Annotated in this window: 19 protein-coding genes, 2 pseudogenes and 1 riboswitch; of the genes and pseudogenes, 10 read left to right on the forward strand and 11 right to left on the reverse strand. The window is 52.8% G+C overall.

The features are described 5' to 3' along the window. Window positions 1-10: 10 nt before the first annotated feature. From F3I44_RS14495 to F3I44_RS14510, 4 genes are read right to left on the reverse strand one after another with little or no spacing between them, the layout of a single operon-like run. Complete coding sequence (locus F3I44_RS14495) at window positions 11-739, reverse strand: urea amidolyase associated protein UAAP1 (protein WP_150011501.1); 729 nt, start codon at window positions 737-739, stop codon at window positions 11-13. Further along, window positions 736-1,521, reverse strand: coding sequence for an ABC transporter ATP-binding protein (locus F3I44_RS14500; RefSeq protein ID WP_150011503.1), 786 nt, complete (start codon window positions 1,519-1,521; stop codon window positions 736-738). The genes F3I44_RS14495 and F3I44_RS14500 overlap by 4 nt, the downstream gene beginning before the upstream one ends. Next, complete coding sequence (locus F3I44_RS14505; RefSeq protein WP_150011505.1) at window positions 1,518-2,333, reverse strand: ABC transporter permease; 816 nt, start codon at window positions 2,331-2,333, stop codon at window positions 1,518-1,520. Before F3I44_RS14505 ends, F3I44_RS14500 begins: the two co-directional genes overlap by 4 nt. A 24-nt stretch (window positions 2,334-2,357) precedes the next feature. Next, entirely contained in the window at window positions 2,358-3,413 is a 1,056-nt protein-coding gene (locus F3I44_RS14510; protein ID WP_150011507.1) for a putative urea ABC transporter substrate-binding protein, read from the reverse strand. A gap of 59 nt (window positions 3,414-3,472) precedes the next feature. Next, window positions 3,473-3,571: riboswitch (guanidine-I (ykkC/yxkD leader) on the reverse strand. A gap of 285 nt (window positions 3,572-3,856) precedes the next feature. Between F3I44_RS14510 and F3I44_RS14515 the strand changes: the two genes are divergently transcribed. Together F3I44_RS14515 and F3I44_RS14520 are read left to right on the forward strand one after the other, a co-directional pair. Next, window positions 3,857-4,906, forward strand: coding sequence for an ABC transporter substrate-binding protein (locus F3I44_RS14515; protein WP_150011509.1), 1,050 nt, complete (start codon window positions 3,857-3,859; stop codon window positions 4,904-4,906). Further along, window positions 4,906-5,592 (forward strand): molybdate ABC transporter substrate-binding protein, encoded by a 687-nt coding sequence (locus tag F3I44_RS14520; RefSeq protein WP_150011773.1) that lies wholly within the window; start codon window positions 4,906-4,908, stop codon window positions 5,590-5,592. Before F3I44_RS14515 ends, F3I44_RS14520 begins: the two co-directional genes overlap by 1 nt. Before the next feature lie 62 nt (window positions 5,593-5,654). On the opposite strand, the gene F3I44_RS14525 is transcribed toward F3I44_RS14520, so the two are convergent. Together F3I44_RS14525 and F3I44_RS14530 are read right to left on the reverse strand one after the other, a co-directional pair. Further along, window positions 5,655-6,236, reverse strand: coding sequence for a DJ-1/PfpI family protein (locus F3I44_RS14525; protein WP_150011511.1), 582 nt, complete (start codon window positions 6,234-6,236; stop codon window positions 5,655-5,657). A 166-nt stretch (window positions 6,237-6,402) separates the two neighbouring features. Further along, window positions 6,403-6,786 (reverse strand): cupin domain-containing protein, encoded by a 384-nt coding sequence (locus F3I44_RS14530; protein WP_150011513.1) that lies wholly within the window; start codon window positions 6,784-6,786, stop codon window positions 6,403-6,405. A 240-nt stretch (window positions 6,787-7,026) separates the two neighbouring features. Here F3I44_RS14530 and F3I44_RS14535 point away from each other — a divergent pair, with 240 nt between their 5' ends. Next, on the forward strand, window positions 7,027-7,824 hold the full coding sequence (locus F3I44_RS14535; protein WP_013196271.1) for a MetQ/NlpA family ABC transporter substrate-binding protein: 798 nt from the start codon (window positions 7,027-7,029) through the stop codon (window positions 7,822-7,824). Between the two features lie 133 nt (window positions 7,825-7,957). Here F3I44_RS14535 and F3I44_RS14540 read toward each other — a convergent pair whose 3' ends face one another. After that, the gene (locus tag F3I44_RS14540) at window positions 7,958-8,665 is read right to left on the reverse strand and encodes a phage antirepressor KilAC domain-containing protein (RefSeq protein WP_013196273.1); all 708 of its coding nucleotides are present in this window, start codon (window positions 8,663-8,665) and stop codon (window positions 7,958-7,960) included. Between the two features lie 389 nt (window positions 8,666-9,054). On the opposite strand from F3I44_RS14540, the gene F3I44_RS14545 reads away from it, so the two are divergent. Continuing rightward, on the forward strand, window positions 9,055-9,489 hold the full coding sequence (locus tag F3I44_RS14545) for a 6,7-dimethyl-8-ribityllumazine synthase (RefSeq protein WP_033735722.1): 435 nt from the start codon (window positions 9,055-9,057) through the stop codon (window positions 9,487-9,489). Between the two features lie 55 nt (window positions 9,490-9,544). After that, complete coding sequence (locus tag F3I44_RS14550) at window positions 9,545-10,018, forward strand: nuclear transport factor 2 family protein (protein ID WP_147788855.1); 474 nt, start codon at window positions 9,545-9,547, stop codon at window positions 10,016-10,018. A 43-nt stretch (window positions 10,019-10,061) separates the two neighbouring features. Here the strand turns inward: F3I44_RS14550 and F3I44_RS14555 are convergent, their stop codons facing one another. After that, entirely contained in the window at window positions 10,062-10,457 is a 396-nt protein-coding gene (locus F3I44_RS14555) for a hypothetical protein (protein WP_150011515.1), read from the reverse strand. Between the two features lie 360 nt (window positions 10,458-10,817). Here F3I44_RS14555 and F3I44_RS14560 point away from each other — a divergent pair, with 360 nt between their 5' ends. The 3 genes from F3I44_RS14560 to F3I44_RS14570 all read left to right on the forward strand — a co-directional run bounded on the left by F3I44_RS14560 (window position 10,818) and on the right by F3I44_RS14570 (window position 13,839). Continuing rightward, complete coding sequence (locus tag F3I44_RS14560) at window positions 10,818-11,594, forward strand: MerR family transcriptional regulator (protein WP_150011517.1); 777 nt, start codon at window positions 10,818-10,820, stop codon at window positions 11,592-11,594. Window positions 11,595-11,715: 121 nt separating this feature from the next. Then, window positions 11,716-12,099 (forward strand): DUF1090 domain-containing protein, encoded by a 384-nt coding sequence (locus F3I44_RS14565; protein WP_150011519.1) that lies wholly within the window; start codon window positions 11,716-11,718, stop codon window positions 12,097-12,099. Between the two features lie 465 nt (window positions 12,100-12,564). Further along, entirely contained in the window at window positions 12,565-13,839 is a 1,275-nt protein-coding gene (locus tag F3I44_RS14570) for a Glu/Leu/Phe/Val dehydrogenase (RefSeq protein WP_150011521.1), read from the forward strand. A 37-nt stretch (window positions 13,840-13,876) separates the two neighbouring features. On the opposite strand, the pseudogene F3I44_RS14575 reads toward F3I44_RS14570, so the two are convergent. Then, window positions 13,877-14,464: pseudogene (locus F3I44_RS14575) on the reverse strand (ROK family protein); the annotation flags it as partial. Here F3I44_RS14575 and F3I44_RS23930 point away from each other — a divergent pair. Beyond that, window positions 14,438-14,585, forward strand: a pseudogene (locus F3I44_RS23930) (ABC transporter); the annotation flags it as partial. The pseudogenes F3I44_RS14575 and F3I44_RS23930 sit on opposite strands and share 27 nt — an antisense overlap. Window positions 14,586-14,750: 165 nt before the next feature. On the opposite strand, the gene F3I44_RS14585 reads toward F3I44_RS23930, so the two are convergent. Next, complete coding sequence (locus F3I44_RS14585; protein ID WP_150011523.1) at window positions 14,751-15,131, reverse strand: hypothetical protein; 381 nt, start codon at window positions 15,129-15,131, stop codon at window positions 14,751-14,753. An 897-nt stretch (window positions 15,132-16,028) separates the two neighbouring features. Further along, a complete protein-coding gene (locus tag F3I44_RS14590) occupies window positions 16,029-17,969 on the reverse strand; it encodes a methyl-accepting chemotaxis protein (protein ID WP_150019459.1) in 1,941 nt (646 codons plus the stop codon). Window positions 17,970-18,491: 522 nt separating this feature from the next. On the opposite strand from F3I44_RS14590, the gene F3I44_RS14595 reads away from it, so the two are divergent. After that, entirely contained in the window at window positions 18,492-19,622 is a 1,131-nt protein-coding gene (locus tag F3I44_RS14595; protein ID WP_150011527.1) for a Fic family protein, read from the forward strand. Window positions 19,623-19,660: the final 38 nt, after the last annotated feature.

The following is a 19,660-nucleotide window of genomic DNA, read 5'->3' on the forward strand; positions in this document are numbered from 1 at the left end:
CGCAGCCTCCTTACAGGGCAAAAAGTTGAGTGTTGTGAAACGCACGCTGATTTTCACTACGAGTGATCATCGCATCGCTGACAACCTGCATATCGTCGGCCTGATACCAGCTCAGCTGAACCGGACGCGGGAGATAGTCCGTGGCGGGATCCTGCGGATGTGGCAGTGCGGTCAGCACCATCAGCACGTCCATGGGCGCGTACAGCTCTACGAAATCACCCGCCTGGCTATTACCTGCGTTGAACCCGAAGCGGCCCTGCTCATCAACCGTGACCTTGCTGAAAAAGTTAACGACCATCAACAGATCTTGCAGACCCAGATCCCATTTGCCCATCTCAACCAGCAGATTATCCACGCCGTTGCGATAGAAGCCGTTGCGCAACTCCTGATAGCGCCCGGCACCGTATTTTTCCCGTATTTCCGCCGCGTTGAGTACGCCGCCAAACGGATCGTGCCAGCCGCAGCTATCCGCAACGATCGCGGCCATCACGCGCCCCATATCGGAGTAGAAACAGTGACCGGTGGTCAGGCGAGCAGTATGCTGGCCTTTCAGGGTGTCCGGCAGATTCAGCCGTTCACTTTTCTCGTGCGGATTAAGCATCATCATGCTGACGTTGGCACCGCCCTCAATGTCGGTCAGGCGCAGGATCTGCCCTTTACGCAGAATCAGCGAGGTATGCGCGCCACCGGTCAGCGGCTCTTCGCGCAGGCTCGGGGCTGAATGAAAAAGTTCTGTCATTGAGCGGTCTCCTTTAAGGGGTAAATGTTGTTTCTGCTGCCGGTCGTCAGCTGAGACAGTCGCGTCTCATTAAGCGGGATGTCGTAAGTGATACGCGCGCCCCACGCATTGGGGGCCTGCGGGTCGATGCGCACCTTATCGAACACCAGCAGCCGGGTCCCAAGATTGAAGCCTTCGGCAAGGTCGTGCGTGACCATAAATACCGTCATGCGGGTTTCGCTCCAGAGCTGGAGCAGCAACGCATGCATATCTTTGCGGATACCGGGATCCAGCGCACCAAACGGCTCATCCAGCAGCAGCACGCGTGGCTGCATCACAAACGCCTGCGCAATCGCCAGCCGCTGCTGCATTCCGCCGGAAAGCTGCGCCGGATATTTATCGAGTGAATGGCCCAGCCCGACCTTCACCAGCATCTGTTTTGCCTGCTCACGGGCCTGACGTTTCCGGGCACCAAACAGCCGACCCGTAAAGGGTGACGCCGGGAGTTCGAGGCCAATAGCGACGTTATCCAGCACGTTGAGATGAGGGAAAACCGAGTAGCGCTGAAACACCACGCCACGGCTGCGATCCGGCTCGCCGGGCAGCTGCTCGCCATCCAGTGTGATCGTTCCCCGCGTTGGCTTTTCCTGACCGAGCAGAAGACGTAAAAACGTCGACTTACCGCAGCCGGATGCGCCTACCAGCGAGCAGAACTCGCCCTCTTTTACCTGCAGATTGATGCGTTCCAGCACCACGTGGTCGCCATACTCCTGCCAGATATTTTTGATATCGATAAAACTCATTCCCGGCCTCCTTCTGCCCAGGGGAAACAGGCCTTGTGCAGCTGACGCAGCGCGAGATCCATCAGCCACGCCAGCAACGTTATCCAGATGACATAAGGAATGATCACATCCATCGCCATATAGCGACGGACGAGGAAGATGCGATAACCCAGCCCGGCAGTCGCGGAGATAGCTTCGGCGGAGATCAGAAAGAGCCATGCCGATCCCAGCAGCAGACGCAGCGAGGTGATTAGCCGGGATAAGAGCTGCGGCAGCACAACCCGAAGCACCACCGTCCAGCTGTTCGCCCCCAGGGTCTGCGCTTTGATAAACAGCTCAACGGGGATTTCCCGCGCCCGATGCTCCAGATCGCGTGCCAGCATCGGCGTGATCCCGATGACGATCAGCATCACTTTTGACAGCTCATCCAGGCCGAAGACGATAAACAGCATTGGCAGTAGCGCCAGCGGCGGGATCATCGACACCACGGTCATGAAAGGTGACAGCGCCGCGCGGGTCATCGGAAAAACGCCCGCAGCAATGCCGATGCACAAGCCAATTACCGAAGAGAGTGCCAGGCCAGTCAGCAGACGGGTTAAGCTAATCCACGTATCCGCCCACAGCAGATACTCCCCGCTACGCTTGTCAGGCATGAACGCCATCCGGTCGATGGCCGCGATCATCTGCGACAGGCCGGGCAGCAGTTTGTCGTGGGGATTCGCCTCCAGACGCACTGCCGAACTGATAAACCACGCGGCGATCAGCAACACAAACGGTAACAGCATCAGCGTCAGGCGCATTCCCTGCCGGGGATAGCGGTTGATGTGGCGCATGGCAAAAACTCCTGAGTCCGGTGATTACAGCTTGCCCGCAGCGGCCAGCTTCAGATAGCTGTCGTCAAAGCGCAGTTTGATGTTTGCGGTGTCGCCGACAGTGACGTTGCCCGGGAAGCGCATGCCGATGAAGTCAGCGCTTTGCGCGCCCTCGCCCAGCAACCCTTTATCAAAGGAAAACGCCGCGACGCGCTGCATGGTTTTCGCCAGATCGGGGGAAGAGACAAAAGTCTGGGTTTCGGCAGGGGTCCAGAACAGGTGGGTGGTTTTCAGCTGCGCCTTATAACCGGCGAGGTCCGTACCGGAATCGGCCGCCATGGCACTCAGCGCCTGAGTGTCACCGGCCTGCATCTTCGCCATCATCTCAAACCAGGCACCGGTCAGCGCCTTGCCGAGTGCGGGGTTATCTTTCAGGGTGTCGGTATTGACCACCATCATGTCAATCAGCTCGCCCGGCACGGCCGATGAGCTGAATACTTCTGTCGTCTGCGGCGTCTTTTTGATGACCGAAAGCTGCGGGTTCCAGGCCACAGCCGCTTTAACGTTGCTGGTGCCGAACGCTGAGACGATATCGGCATCGGAGGTGTTCACGACTTTAACGTCTTTTTCCTGCAGTCCGGCCTTCTCCAGCCCGCGTACCAGCAGATAGTGCGACACTGACAGCGCAGGCAGATAGACCGACATCCCTTTCAGATCGCTGAGCTTTTTATTTTCCCCTTTCAGGACTACGCCGTCGTTACCATCCGAATAGCTGCCGGTAATCAGCGCCGTGCTAGCAATGCCGCCGGCTGCAGGAATGGTCAGAGCATCCATGTTGGTCATGGTGCAGCCGTCGAACTGCCCGGCGGTGTACTGGTTGATCGACTCGATGTAGTCATTGAGCTGGGTGATATGAATTTTGATGCCATATTTGCTGGCCCATTTATCAATGATCTTCTCATTGCTGATGGTGCCCCACGGCATCCAGCCCGCGTAAATGGTCCAGCAGATGTTGAACTCTTTTTTGACGGCGGCGAAAGACGGCGCGCTGACCAGCAGCGTCAGCGAAAGAATCAGCGTCAGGAGGGGGGATTTCTTCATGGTTGACCTCTGGTTGGCACAAAAAACGGGAGCAGCGCAGGACACCAGATGGTGCCGCTGTCTCCCGGGCTTTTGTCCCGCCGTGTAACCTCGCAGAGGTCGCCAGCTCTCGGACCAGACATTCACCTGCGTGAACCGGAACCCTAGCCAGCTATTTGCTATCAATGTGTCATACGCTGCTTACTGCTAAGACTTCAGCAAATGGCGTGCCAGAAATTAAAGCAAGCCATATCAGTAAGGTAGACAGGTTCTGGCACAGAAAGCACCGGGATGGTGAACCAGCAACGGGCATTGCACATAATCAGTGCTGCGGGGGGATAAGGGCGATTTGCTCAATTAGTCTCTTTTTCTACCTGCTGCTTTCCCAAAATAATGCCCCAGACCGTGACGCGCATCACCCATCGCTATATAATCCAATGCATAACGATTTTCGAGGATAGTTAATGAAGCGCTTCTGGCAGGTATGCACACTCGGCTTACTGATATTTCTTCCGCTCTCTTCCCAGGCATCACGCCAGATCACCGATCAGATTGGCCGTCAGGTTACGATTCCTGACCACGTTGACCGCATTGTTGTGCTTCAGCATCAGACGCTGAACCTGCTGGTGCAGATGAACGCCACCGATAAAATCGTCGGGGTGATGGCGAGCTGGAAGCAGCAGCTCGGCGACGGCTATGCCCGACTGGCCCCTGAGCTGAACCATATGGCTACGCTTGGGGATCTGACGCACGTTGATCCGGAGAAGCTGGTGGCGCTGCATCCGCAGGTGGTATTTGTCACCAACTATGCCCCGCATGAGATGATCGACAGTATTACCGCGCTGGGGATCCCCGTCGTGGCTATCTCGCTGCGTCATGGCCTGCCGGGTGAACAGGACAAAATGAACCCGACCCTCGCTGATGAGGAAATGGCCTATGACAAAGGTCTGCGCGAAGGCATTACGCTGATTGGCGAGATCGTCAATAAACCCGCCGAAGCGAAAGCGTTGATTGACGCCACCGATCAGGGTCGCAAAATCGTCAGCGACCGTCTGAAAGATATACCGGCGGAGAAACGTATTCGCGCCTATATGGCCAATCCGCAACTGACTACTTATGGTTCCGGGAAATATACCGGTCTGATGATGCAGCATGCGGGAGCGGTTAACGTTGCTGCGGCGACCGTGAAAGGATTTAAAACCGTGTCGATGGAGCAGGTGATCGCCTGGGACCCGCAGGTGATTTTTGTCCAGGATCGCTATCCTTCTGTCATCAATGAGATCAACAGTTCGCCGCAATGGCAGGCCATTGATGCAGTAAAAAATCATCGCGTTTATCTGATGCCTGACTACGCAAAAGCCTGGGGCTATCCGATGCCGGAAGCGATGGGGCTTGGCGAACTGTGGATGGCAAAAAAACTCTACCCGCAGAAATTTCAGGATGTCGACATGAACAAACTGGCTAACCGCTGGTATCTGCGTTTTTATCGCACCCCTTATCAGGGGCCAGAGTGATGCAGGTACTGGCGGCGGGCAGCCTGAAAGGCGTCTGGCCAGCACTAATGGCGTACTTTCCGGAGCCGGTTGAAACCCATTTTGGTCCCGCCGGCCTGCTCCGCGAACGGATTGAGGCCGGTGAGTCGTGCGACCTCTTTGCTTCAGCCAGTGAGGATCATCCGCAAACGCTGCTGGCTGCCGGACACGCGCTGTCAGTAATGCCGTTTACCAGCAATCGGCTCTGCATTACGGTGCGCAGCGATTGTCTTCTGCCTGGGGACGACTGGTTCACATTGCTCACCCGTGACACGCTGCGAATCGCCACGTCCACACCAGGTACCGACCCGTCGGGTGACTATACGCAGGTTCTTTTCTCCCGGATGGGTAATGCCGGTGAAGCGGTGCGCCAGCGCGCCCTCCCGCTTGTGGGCGGGCGAGACTCACCAGCAATTCCCGCTGGCAGGCTGGCAGCGGAGTGGATTATTCAGGCGGATATGGCGGATCTGTTTATCGGCTATGCCAGCTATCGGGCAGCCCTGAGTCGGGCTGCCAGGCTGACGGTTGTTGATATTCCGGTGGCTGTTAATCCTGTTGCACGCTACGCCTGTGCGGTCATCACGCCAGAGGCACAAAGGCTGGCGACGTTCTTAGGTTCAGAGCAGGCAAAAGCGGTATTGCGGGATGCGGGATTTGGTTGTGAATAAAAAGCGTTCTTGCTATTACTTTTCGCCCCGTCAGCCTGACGCTTTGGGGGCGAAAAATCGAATCAGAGCTTAGCGAAATCCACGTTAAGCTTATGACTGATGTGTTCCGCCTGTTCAGTGGCTTTGTCGCCCTCACCTGTCAGAATAAAAGCGATGGCGAAGGCGAAATCAAACGCCGCGCCCAGATCCTGTCCACTCAGCAGATTGCCATCTTTCACAACGGATGCGTTAACGTAAACGCCATCGGTCACTCCCTCTGAAGAGATGCCGGAACTCACATAACGGCGTCCCTTTAAAAGTGAGTGAGGTGCCAGTACTCTGGCCGCTGCGGAACAGATTGGGCAGACCAGGCGACCGGCTTCATCATGTCGCCGAATAAAATCAATCACCGCAGCATTCGCTGACAGATTTTTGCTGCCGTCCGGGCCGCCTGGCACAATCACCGCATCAAACAGCCGCTCGCGATTCTCCTCCAGCAACTCATCAGCCACGACCTTAACCTGATGGTAGCTGGTCACTTCCCTGTAAGGCTGACAGGCCACAGTGGTCACGCGAATGCCAAGACGTGAAAGAATATCGAGCGTGATAATGGCTTCAGCTTCTTCAAAACCGGGCGCGAGCAGCAGGGCAACGTTCTTATCCATGAAAAAATCCTTTTACATTGTGGGTATGGATGGAGCAAAGAACGTTCATCCTGGTCTGTGCAGGCACACCGTTTACTGATCCGAATCAAAGCCGGGCGGGTTTATTTCAGGGTTAAACAGCGGCAGCGGAAACACTGCCGTCATGAGTTATGACAAAAGCCACTACTTAAAACTCTTCAGGTTCTCCCGGCAGCGGCTCGGTTAGTTCCTGCCCTTTGACACCGGCATAAGTGATCACCAGTTCAGCGGGTTCATCCAGAGTGTAACCACGATGCGCGCTGTTGACCGTTTCATTTAGCGCTTCACCTGCTGTGAACGTGCGTTGTTCGCCGCTCTCTTTATCCTCAACAATCAGTGTGCCGGAAAGAACAAACGCCGCATTTGGCATCGGGTGGGTGTGCCAGGGCAATGACGTGTGGGCAGGCAGTGACAGTCGCATCACTGTCAGTTCAGGTTCGCCGGTGGGATAAGCATTAATTACCTCACCGTTCCAGGCCTGGCTGCTGCGCATCACTTCGACCGCGTTAATCTCGTTATCCTGTTTTGACATGGTTAATCCCTGTTGTTACTCAATAGAATGCCAGTAGTGACCGAGCAGTAAGCGTAGAAGAAAATGGCGCTGATGCAGACAATACAAAAAAATAGCGGGAATGACCGGGTCAGCAGAGTAGATGGTTAATTAATGTCCGAAATTTGCTCTGCGGTTATAAGATATATTCCACCGTCAGTACGCAACCTGTGCGTTCTGTATTATCTTTGAAGCCATCTACTATCTGAGGGATTTCTGATAATGAAAGGTCTGTTTACGGCATTACTCGCCAGTTCTGTTTTATTATTATCCGCCTGCTCTAAAGACGACGATAACAAAGTCAAAGTAGCAATTAACACCGGGCCGGATGAAGCAATCTGGCAGGTAGTACAGCAGGTTGCCAAAGATAAATACAAGCTCGATGTCGAAGTCCTGAATTTCAATGATTATGTGCTGCCAAATGAAGCCCTGAATAACAAAGAGGTGGATGCCAACGCTTTTCAGAGCTTGCCTTATCTTGAAGACCAGTCGAAAGAGCGCGGCTATAAATTTGCGGTCGTAGGTAAGACTTTCGTGTTCCCGATTGCGGCCTATTCGCACAAAATCAAGAACATCAGTGAATTGCAGAATGGTGCGACTGTTACCATCTCTAACGAGGCGACCACGCTGGGACGCAGCCTGCTGTTACTTCAGGCGCAGGGTCTGATTAAACTGAAAGACGGTGTGGGTTATTTACCGACCTCGCTGGATATCATCGAAAATCCAAAAAATCTGAAGCTGGTTGAAGTGGATACGCCACAGCTTACCCGTACGTTAGACGATCCGAACGTCTCTTTATCCATCATCAATACCAACTTCTCGGCTCAGGCTGGATTATCAGCACATCGGGATGGCTTATTTATGGAAAGTGCCTCGTCGCCTTACGTCAATGCGCTGGTATCACGTGAAGATAATAAAGACAGTGACAAAATTCAGAAACTGAAGTCAGCGCTGCAGTCGCCGGAGGTCGCAGCAAAAGCGGAGGAAGTCTATAAAGGTGATGCCATTAAAGGCTGGTAAATCGCCCGTAATGGATTTTGAACGATCAAAAAAGGCCGCACTCTGATGCGGCCTTTTTCATATCTGCTTTTTCATCTGCACGTCTGTCGGCACGGTTGCGTGCAGGCGACCGTCAGGAAAGCCAGAGGGGAAGTTACGCAGCTGCACCTTTAGGCTGAGCAGAAAGATGCCCCGCCCACAGACTCGCCACCCATTTCACCCCTTTAGAGGTGAAGCGCGCCTGAGAAAAAGCGTGCTGGTTTTCACCGGTGCCGGTATGCAGCGTAAAGTAGCCCGCCTGCAGATGGTAGTGTTGCGGCGTCAGTGTTCCTTTGGCGCGGTACATGATGTTGCGCTCCAGCAGAAACTGGCGGAATTCTGGCTCTTTCACTTTCAGCATCTTGCAGAGCTGACGAAAGCCCAGCGAGTCGTCAACTTCTACGAAGCTATCAAAGAACGCTGCCTTGGGAGCCGAGAGGGCCAGCTGTTGCTCCGCCGCCTGACGCTGCTCGAACTGCTCAGCCCACGCGCGAGCCGCTTCAGCCGGATTGGTGAAGTCAGGCAGATGCGTGGTCTTTTCACGATCCTGCCAGCGGTCCAGCACTTCAGCCGTAAAGCCCGGAGAAAGACGCGCGACAGCCAGCAGTGAGTCACGCTTGCTGAGACGATACTCCTGACGCACTTCTCCATCCCGCTCGTAGTCATTCACTTTGAGTGGCTGAGAAAGACGCTGAGCCGTTTCCAGACTTTTGATTAACCGCTTCACTTCTCCGTGTGTAATGCCGGTCATCTGAGCCAGTTCACGGCTGCTCATTGTGACCGATTGTTCCAGAGATTTGAGGCTTTCAGTCGAAATCATCATGGGTTCACCCCTCGCTAACGCTACCAATACCCGGCGGGTAGTCCATTTATTATACAAACAACTGTTCAAATATCCAGTATTTTATTTAAGCAGTAACGTAAATGGAACCGGTTACGCAAACAAGGGAGCAGAAGGCGTTTTTCCAGTCTGGAAGGCGTGTTCATGGCGAGTAGATCGATGCCCGGTGTCCATTTCCTGCAGCCAGTAAGGCTTATGACGTCATCTGTTATTTACATATAATCACAATGATGGACACAGACTCTTTACATTGCAGTATAGTGAAGGCTCTCAGCAGGTTACTGACCTGCAATGCTCACTATTTTGATTCAGTGTGCTGAGGCTCAGTCTGGCCCGTTACCACTGAATGTTATCTATTACTGGAGTAAGTCATGCAGCCGTTGAAAGTCGCCTTTATCAAAGCTAACTGGCACAGCGAAATTGTTTCTCAGGTTCTGACCGGGTTTGAACAGGAACTGGAAAGTCGCGGTGCCTCATACGAGATTAAAACATGGGATGTTCCTGGCGCTTTTGAAATGCCGCTGCTGGCGCAACGTCTGGCACAGACTGGCAATTACGATGCGATTGTCTGTGCGGCACTGGTGGTGGATGGTGGCATCTATCGCCATGATTTCGTCGCTCAGGCGGTCGTGAGTGGTCTGATGCAGGCGCAGCTGACCACTAACGTGCCCGTCTTCTCCGTGTCACTGACACCTCACAATTTCCAGCCATCGGCAGAGTTCATCGACTTCTATACCCAGCACTTCGTTAAAAAGGGTCAGGAAGCGGCACGCGCTGTCTGCCAGATACACGCGCTCGATCTCTGATAAACCTGTAATCGATGCGGATAACGCATCTATCTGCGCCGTCGAGGAGAGAAAGTTGGAAAATTTACGCCCGCCTTTACCGCCCTTTACCCGGCCTGAACAGGCAATGGAAAAAGTACGGCTTGCCGAAGATGGCTGGAACAGTCGGGATGCTGAACGTGTCGCGCTGGCCTATTCGGCAGATAGCCGGTGGCGTAATCGCGATACCTTTCTGACAGGCCGGGCAGATATTGTCGCGTTCCTGCAGCAAAAATGGCAGCGGGAGCAGCAGTATCGGCTGATTAAAGAGTTGTGGAGTTTTGACCAGAACCGGATTGCGGTGCGGTTTGCCTATGAATGGCACGACGAGCAGCTACAGTGGTATCGCTCTTATGGTAACGAGAACTGGGCATTTGATGAGCAGGGCTTGATGACGCAGCGTTTTGCCAGCATCAACGACCTGAAAATCAGCGAAGAACAGCGGTTGTTTCACTGGCCTCAGGGTCGCCGACCGGATGACCATCCATCGCTGAGCGAGCTGGGTTTATAACAGGCATTTCCAGCGGAGAGCGCGGCTCTCCGCCGTTATTAACTCAGCCTTGCTCGCCCTTGTTCTCGACAAAGGTGGCTTTGTTGCGGGTGACCGTATAGGCCACTTTTTTGACATCTTCAGGTGACGTGGTCACTTCAACCGGCGCAATGGTGACACGGCCTAAACCAAACAGCGTCGGTACATACCCCCCGACCTGATGCTTGCCCGCCGGCACATGCAGCAGTTTGCTTTCACCATTCGGCAATCTGCCAGCGTCTTTGCCATCTACCGTCAGGAATACACTGGAGCCATCATCCGCGCGTGTCTTGATATGGGAGACGTCGATCTGCGTCGGACCAGCAGCAAATTCATCTGGTGCATCGCTGGCGGCGTGTTTTGCACAACCGGTCAGTACAGCAGCAGCCGTCATAACGGCGAGAGTAAAACGATAACGCATTGGGCACTCTTTCTCCTGATCATCAGAACCGATTATTTTAGCGGTTTGCAGGCCGGATGTAAGGGGGTGGGAAGTCAGCATGCTCTTAAAATGGACAAAACAGCGCTGCTTTTGCGGACTATTTACGTAAAGAATCTTTACTGAATAAATACACAGTCTTTTTATGATGAGTAATAGCGCATTTAACCTGCTGATCGCCCTGAATTTAACCTGTTCAGCAGTCAAGGTAAGCGCAGCGTAACGCATGCTGTTTTGCGCTTTTAACAGGCGTTACCCCTGTTAATTAACCTTTATAAGGTTCATAGTGGGTGTTCATCCCCGGCTAATCCCGGCGGCCTTTCCCTCAGCAGAGGGCACGATATGCAATTTCATACTACCGATACTGTTTGTGCGATAACCGGCACGCATCCCGCGAATCTGAAACGCTGGATGAAGCAGGGATTACTGACATCACCGCAGAATGCAGACGAGTGGACCAATGCTCATCTCAGCGAAATCCATACTCTGGTTGGTTTAACGGCAACCGGCGCAACCCTGAATGAGATCAGGCAGGGTCAGCAGGACGCATCGGCAGTCCAGACCTATGGCTGGGCGGCGCGTAAAGGCGACATGCTCTGGCAGCTTGAATTTGGCACACCGCTGTCGCTTTCACGTCAGATGCACAACATGTCCAGTAACTACAGCGGCGATGATTTCATCATTAATCTGTTGCGGCCGTTGAGTGCCTGGCTCTATGCCGATCACCGTCAGGGCGCGTCACGACGTCTCGACCGTTTTGAGCAAACTGTTAAGCAGCAGGCGGACAAAGTGATGCGTATCTCATCGCGCAATAAATCGTCTGTTCCTCTGTTTCTGGAAGCGGTGAGCGTGCTCGATAAAACGGAGATCTGGCTGGAGGCTATTCGTCTGACGGCGATGGGCTTTAATGTCGCGGTTGACTCACGTGCCACCGGACAGCCTGCCATTAAAAGTGCCATCCATCAGCACCAGCATCATGTGATGTGGTGTGGTGCGGGAATCAGTCCGGTGATGCAGGACTATTTTGAACAACAGAGTCAGAAGGGTTTTCCGGTCATGCTCAGTGGACCTGATTGTAAGCTGCATTTTTCACAAACCTCCTCTTCCAGCGCTGCCTGATAGCAGGCAGCTTCTCTATTTCTTCGCTTTTTCTGCGCCAGTAAATAATTTTTTCCGTTAAGAATCTCTTAAGGTATCTGCGTATACTGGTGCCTCAACCTGACTCATTGACGAGACTACGATGAAAAAGACTTTACTGACCCTTTGCCTGTTGCCACTGACTTTCACCGCTGCGCATGCGGCATCTAATCTGACCGGTTGTGCCGCCAAAAAGCAGGAGATTGAGACCCAGATTTCCTTCGCCCGCCAGCACAATAACACCCATCAGGTTGCCGGCCTTGAAAAAGCGCTGCGCGAAGTTGATCAGAACTGCACTGAAGGAAGCCTGTTAAAGCAGCGCCAGGAAAAAGTGGCAGAGAAAAAGTTTAAGGTGCAGGAGCGTGAACAGGAGCTGGAAAAAGCAAAAGCGGAAGGACGCAGTGCAAGCAAGATTCAGAAACGCGAAGATAAGCTGGCAGAAGCGCGTGAGGAGCTAAAAGAAGCTGAACAGGCTTTGCATCAGTAAATCTCCCGGGCCAGCTTTTCAATACTGGCCCGCTATTTCTCTTCCCCCGCCCTCAGCAACATTTTTCATTGTAAACAGATGATTGGACTGCTTATTTGCTGCTCAATCCATTACTTAAGGTAATCCTTTAATTACTTATTCTCATGCACTTAATTGGTGCACCAAAGTCAATAAAGTTAAGACCAATTATTTAACTTTTTGAACGCCCTCAAAGAATTGAAAGATAGCGAGATCCTTCCTTATATGCAGTCCATACGCACCTGGAGCGCATTATTATTCGCCTTTAAGGGGCATCTCGCAAAATCTATTCACTGATTCCGCCCTAAAATGGGGCGCGAATGCACTTTTACAGGGCAGGCACCCCATCTTATTTGTTTCAGAAGTGTTAGATTATGTCCGCGCCATACAATGCGCTCACCATCCACGGCTCCACACAATAAATAACTTCATTAAGAAAGGTTTTTTATGGATAAGTTATCTTATGCGTCTGAAAGCAGCACATCTGCCTGGTCCACTTACTTACAGCAAATTGATCGGGTTGCGCCCTATCTGGGCGATCTTTCACGTTGGATAGATACTTTGCGGCATCCAAAACGTGCGCTGATTGTCGACATTCCTCTCCAGATGGATGATGGCTCAATTCGCCATTTCGAAGGCTATCGCGTTCAGCACAACCTTTCGCGCGGCCCGGGTAAAGGCGGTATTCGCTATCATCCGGCTGTCGACCTGAATGAAGTCATGGCGCTTTCTGCGTGGATGACCATCAAATGTGCGGCGGTTAACCTTCCTTACGGTGGGGCTAAGGGCGGCATCCGGGTCGATCCTTTCAAACTCTCTGAGGGTGAACTTGAACGGCTGACCCGTCGTTATACCAGCGAGATCGGCATCATCATTGGACCGCAAAAAGATATTCCGGCACCGGACGTCGGCACTAACAGCAAAGTGATGGCGTGGATGATGGACACCTACTCCATGAACCACGGCACCACGATTACCGGCGTGGTCACCGGCAAACCCATTCACCTGGGTGGTTCGCTGGGCCGTGAAAAAGCCACTGGCCGTGGGGTGTTTATTACCGGCCGTGAAGTGGCTCGTCGTTCAGGTATTGAAATCGAAGGTGCCCGCGTGGCGGTTCAGGGCTTTGGTAACGTCGGCAGCGAAGCGGCACGCCTGTTTGATGAAGCAGGCGCACGTGTAGTGGTGATTCAGGATCACACCGCGACCCTGTTTAATGCAGACGGCATTAATATGGCTGCCCTGACCGAATGGCAGATCGCCAATAAGCAGATTGCCGGTTTCCCGGGCGCACAAAGTATTGAGAAAGAGGCGTTCTGGACCACTGAGATGGATATCCTGATCCCGGCGGCGCTGGAAGGTCAGATTACCCGTGAGCGGGCAGAGATCCTCAGCTGCAAAATCGTGCTGGAAGGCGCAAACGGTCCGACTTATCCGGATGCCGATGATATGCTGGCAACGCGCGGCATTATCGTTGTGCCGGATGTGGTCTGTAATGCCGGCGGCGTGACCGTCAGCTACTTCGAATGGGTTCAGGACATGGCCAGCTTCTTCTGGAGTGAAGATGAGATCAATCGTCGCTCTGATAAGATTATGACCGAAGCGATGGTTCATATCTGGGAGAAGTCAAAGGAGAAGGATTGCTCGCTGCGCACTGCGGCGTATATCGTGGCGTGTGAACGGATCCTGATGGCGCGTAAAGATCGCGGTATCTACCCGGGTTAATGCTTATGGCGCTGTTGTCTGCAACAGCGCCTTTTTTCTACTTCATCAGCACCTGAAACTGCGGATTAATTTCATCAAAGATCGGTAACGCAGCGGCACCCAGTGCAGCGGTATCGCTGCCGGTCATGCCCCTCTTCAGCCGCATATCTGACAGGTAACGTCTGCGCACCGACTGATAAAGCGGCGGCAGGCGTGCGACCATCTGCTCCAGCAATGGCGCAGGCATCATCCCGCCAATGATCACCGCCTCTGCATCAAACACCGACTCCAGAATATTGATCGCCTGACGTAACGGAGTCATCACGCTCTCAATCCAGGCAGTGAAAAGCGCGGGTTCGGTCTGCATCAGATCTTCAGGCAGCGCCCGCATCGGAACGAGCCCGCAGAATTAACAGGCGGCCTGTAACGAGACATAACGTTCCAGACAGTCCTGATTACCGCAGTAACAGTCGCGTCCGCCCGGCTCCAACACAATGTGGCCAATCTCGCCCGCATTATGGGCGCGACCGGTATAGCTGTGGCCATCCGTGAAGATGCCGGCACCCAGACCGGTGCCGATGTAGAGATAAATAAAGGAGTTAAAGTGGCGCGCTGTACAGTGAAAGCGTTTGCCGGTCTGGATAACGTCTCTGGCGGGGCAATTCTGCTGGATAAAAAAGCAGACCAACGATCTCAATCCCGCTGACCGGGATATTGCCAGGGTGTTTCAGAGCTATGCGCTTTATTCGCATCTGACCGTCGCCGAAATTATTGACTAATACTCCCCCTAACTTCAGCTGCACTCAGTCGTCGTTAGAGACGTTTTCAGGGGGTGAACGGGATTGCCCGAATGAATTTTTTCTGAACGGTGGTCGATCTAAATAGTGACGGCAGTGCCACTGGATGTTATCACTATTTCTTCGCCAATAACGTCAGCTAAACTTCTTCATCATTTTTTTAAAGAAAGGCTCCTCATCTTTAACCTGACAATCAGATATTATTTCTTCAGTAACATTTTTCTCACTAATGTTTTCAACAAGGATCTTAAACCTACGCTTTACTTCTTTACCTGCAGGAGTGCAATCTCCTGAGCTTGCCAGATAAACGGCCGCACTGTATGCCGCATAGCAGTCATCAATGTTGGCCGGATGATCTTTACAACCACTATATACACTATAAGCCAGATCAGCATGACCTTTATAATAATTAATTTCAGGCGTATTTTTTAACTGTGAAAATACACCAGGAAGTAATAGTGTGAAGACCAGACTAAGTGTTACCACTCCCATCAGGACTATATATCTGAACTTCATCGCCTTGCCTTTTTAGTCATTAATGTTAAAAAACTCTTTCTACTGCACGCGCCAGTAAGACTGGTGGTTTACCGTGATATTGAAAATAACTCAGTCAATTCGTCATTTCAATACTATACTGCCCCTGGTATTCAACATAGTTACGTTTCATTTATCAGATAAGGTTGTCTTCTTTCCTGTTATACCTCTTCAGAACAGGCAATTTCCCTTACTTTCCTGGTACAAAAGAAGAGTTCTGCGTCCACAAATCAGACAAATTTAGCCAATACGTTGAAGAACCGTGTATTCATTTTCTGTGCCCGGCATTCGTTTTACATATAACAGCCGCAGCCAGTAAATACGCCAGAGCAAACGCATGTCTGACATCAATTCCCGCAGCGTCAACACGAGCAGATATGCGTTCGGCAGACATCTGTCACGACGATTAAGATGGACATAGAGCATCAATGTAGCAAGACCTTATCGCTTTGACAGCTCAAGTTCCGCTGAAACGTATAGCTCTGCACGCTTTATCGCAACTGGCTGTATTCCCCATAAAGTGCAGACAAACTTAAATAATGAAAATACAGAAGTATTAAGCTTCCCGAGAATTGGCTTTTTATGTTTGGGAATTTATCCCCCGATGAATTAATAATCAGGATTATTTTCAGATATGCAGTATGAATTGGATTTGCTGGCATAAAAGGTGACGCTGGGGCCATGTGCTGCTAAATAAGTTTCAGTGTGGCAATGGCTACAAGGACGAAGACGGGCGTACTCTGCTTCACCGGTGGTCGCTAATCACCCTATCAGTGTTAGCGAAAAGGGATGGCGCTCTTATCTCTTTGCGAAGGACGTATGCTATTTGAACCGCCGCTCTATCCAGCAGCGACGGTTTTTCAGGCGTATCAGCACGCTTTACGCCAGATGAAACTGCTCCACCGTCTGTGACAGCTGCTGCGCCTGATCTTCGAGTGAACTGGCGGCCGCCGACATCTGCTGCACCAGCGCGGCGTTCTGCTGGGTGACGCCATCCATTTCATTGACCGCAATCGTGACCTGACTGATGCCACGTGCCTGTTCACTTGATGCGGTAACAATCTCACCGATAATTCCCTGCACTGAATTTACCGCATGCATCATCTCCTGCATGGTCTTACCGGCATCATTCACCAGCCGGACGCCACTCTCAACCCGTACGCTCGACTCTTCAATCAGTGCGCCAATCTCTTTCACCGCATTAGCACTGCGCTGGGCCAGATTTCGCACTTCCGAAGCGACCACCGCAAAACCACGGCCCTGCTCACCGGCACGGGCTGCTTCTACCGCTGCGTTGAGCGCCAGAATATTAGTCTGGAAGGCAATGCTATTGATCATCGTGGTAATGTCGCCAATCTTTTTCGAGCTGTCATCAATCTGCGCCATGGTCTGCACCACCTCACCCACCAGCAAGGCACCGCGACTGGCAATATGCGTCGCGTTTTCGGTCAGGCTGGTCGCCTGTTGCGCATTGTCGGCATTCAGGCGGATCGTGGCGCTGATCTGCTCCATGCTGGCGGCAGTCTGCTCCAGCGCGGCGGCCTGCTCTTCGGTACGTGAGGCCAGATTGAGGTTGCCGCTGGCAATTTCGCCCGCGCCCTGTCTTACCGATTCGCTGGAATCCTTAATCTGCCCGACAATCTGCCGGAGCTGACTTTGCATAGTATGAAGCGCAAAAAAGAGGCTGCTGCGATCGCCGTTTTTCACAGCAATCGCGTTATCCAGTTTGCCATCCGCGACGGCCAGCGCAATATTTGCCGCTTCAATCGGCTCGCCGCCAATCGGACGCAGTACCTTACGACTGAACAGCATGCCGAGTACGGTGCCGACCAGCAGAATACTCACCACCATCAGCAGCAGCGCCCACATCAGTTGCCGGTTGGCAGCAGCCATCACCTGACTGACCGGTGCGACGACGCCGAGATACCAGGGCTTGTCACTGTTACCAATCACCACCGGCTGCCAGGTAATTAATGCATCTTCGCCCAGCACGGCATCAAAATGCTGTACGACTTTCGTCGTAAAACCATCTTTTTCGCCTTTCCAGGGTTTACCGGCTTCCTCTTTCACGGGGGAGGAAACCACATTTCCGCCATTCGAGAGCAACAGCGCATAGCCGCTGCCCTGCCAGGGTTTGATCTGATTCACTTTCTGCTGCAGTGAGGCCAGTGAAATGTCAGAGGTGACGATCGCTTTTAAGGTGCCCTGCTCGATAATCGCGGCAGCTACAGAGGTGAGCAAGGTCGGTACGCCGTTATAGGCATAGCTGTAAGGTTCGATCAGAGTGTCTTTTTTGGCTTTTTGTGGGACAAGGTAGTAATCCCCTTCACCTGGCGTAAGGAAGGAGAGCAGCGGATGCATCACGTAGTTGCCTGAAGTATCGCGATCGACAAACCAGGCATAGCGACCCTGTGGGGCCTGACCCGGCTGTGTAGCGAACTCCGCATCGCGTCCATCAAACGCATCAGGTTCAAAGGTGACAGACATAGACAGATAGTCCGGGTTGTCGCGCAGCGCATACTCCATGACCTTATCAACCACCTTACGATCGGTAATACCCGCGTGCGGTAAGGCGATTACGCTCTGTCCAAGATGACTGGCAACATCACGGGCATGCCCCAGCTCCTGCTGCACCTGAAGCGCACGGCTTTGTGCAATCTGCTGCAGATAGTTTTCTGCGAGCACCTTCTGTTCTTTACCTGATTGCCAGCTGAGGACGCCGATAGTCACAGTAAATCCCAGCATGATTGTCAAACCACCCATGATCAGCATCTGCGTACGTGTACTCATTCTTTTCTTATGTGTTAACTGACTGGCCATAGTGATTCCCCTGGAATGTACCTGTTTCTTTCCCTCCTTGTGATTACGTTGCTCCTGAGATCATCTATCGGCGGCGTTTTTTTGAACTTTAGTCACCGTAATTCTGACGTGCAGCCTGTCTGGCTGTGAGTCATTCAGGGAAAGTGATCGCAAAGGGGATATGGCGAAGCGCATGAACGGACTTTTTTTGATCTGCAACAATATTGCTGCCCGCCTTTACTGTCAGTTTATGTCAACAGGTGCTGTAGCCCCTTGTCACTGTGGAGAGAGATCAATGATCGGAAAATCAGGATTAGCCATTGGGATGGTTGTCTGGCTGGCGTATGTGGCCTGGATCGTTCACTACTATTCAGACACCTTTATGCAGTTCTCCCGCTAAGCAAACAGGACCTTCGGGTCCTTTTTTTTCGCCCTTAATTCCTCATAGTTGGCCTGTGAGCCGGATCTTCGCTATTATCGACTCATTCTGTGAGCCGAATAGTAAACCCTATTCGGCTCATCGCCTCTTATTGTGAGCCAACTATGAGCGTTAACTGGATCTGGCAGCAGCCGGACTGGCCCGATTTTCAATGGCAGGATACCGTACTGTTACCGCGCCTGCGCCATCTGCAGCAGCAGCGCGGTTTACTGCTGGGACGAGCCAGCCTGCAGTCAGACAGTGATTCGCAGACGCTGGATACCCTGCTAAGTAATATCCTTTCTTCTTCCGCGATTGAAGAGGAGCGGGTAAACGTGCAGTCAGTACGCTCATCGCTGGCGCGCCGGCTAGGCGTCAGAGAAGAACAGCCTTATCCGGTCTCCGATCGTTCAGAAGGGCTGGCCGCCATGATGCTGGATGCCATCAACAATCGCAGCCAGCCATTGACGCTCGACCGATTATGTCAATGGCATCACTGGCTTTTCCCGGCCGATGAATGGACGGTGCAGCGCCTGAGCGTCGGCACGCTGCGCGGTAGTGAGCCCATGCAGGTGATCTCTGGTCGCATTGATCGCCCCACGGTGCATTTTGAAGCGCCACCGCGACAGGGGCTGGAGCCGCAGCTGGCACAGTTTATTGAGTGGTTCAACCACAGTCAGCAGGATGTAATGCTGGACCCGCTGCTGCGTGCTGCCATCTGTCATCTCTGGTTTGTTACGCTGCATCCGTTTGATGACGGTAATGGCCGTATCACGCGAGCGCTGACCGATCTGGCACTGGCGCAGGCCGACAGTCAGAGCATTCGCCTTTATGCCATGTCACCCGCTATCCTGGCGCAGCGTGCCGGTTATTACCGCATCCTGGAGCAGACGCAGAAAGGCGGCCTTGATATCACAGACTGGCTGGTGTGGTTTCTTGATATCCTGGATGAGAGCCTGAAGCAGGCGATGGACGTCATCGATCGCACCCAGATAAAAGCGCGTTTCTGGCTGCGTCATCAGGAGGTGGGATTAAGCGCGGAACAAGTAAAAGTGCTGAACCGGCTGCTAGACGGCGGTGAGCAGGGTTTTGAACTGGGGATCAGCGCCAGCCAGTATCAGAAGGTGGCTAAAGTGAGCAAAGCAACCGCGACCCGTCATCTGGTGGATCTGGTTGAAAAAGGCTGCCTTTACCGGCTGGAGGGCGGCGGCAGAAGCACCCGCTACCAGGTAGTAACAGATGCTAAGAAGCTATAGCGTTAATCACGTGATGTTCTGCAACGTTAACTGCCAGG

The organism is Pantoea sp. F_5 (assembly GCF_008631595.1).
GTDB lineage: Bacteria > Pseudomonadota > Gammaproteobacteria > Enterobacterales > Enterobacteriaceae > Pantoea > Pantoea gossypiicola.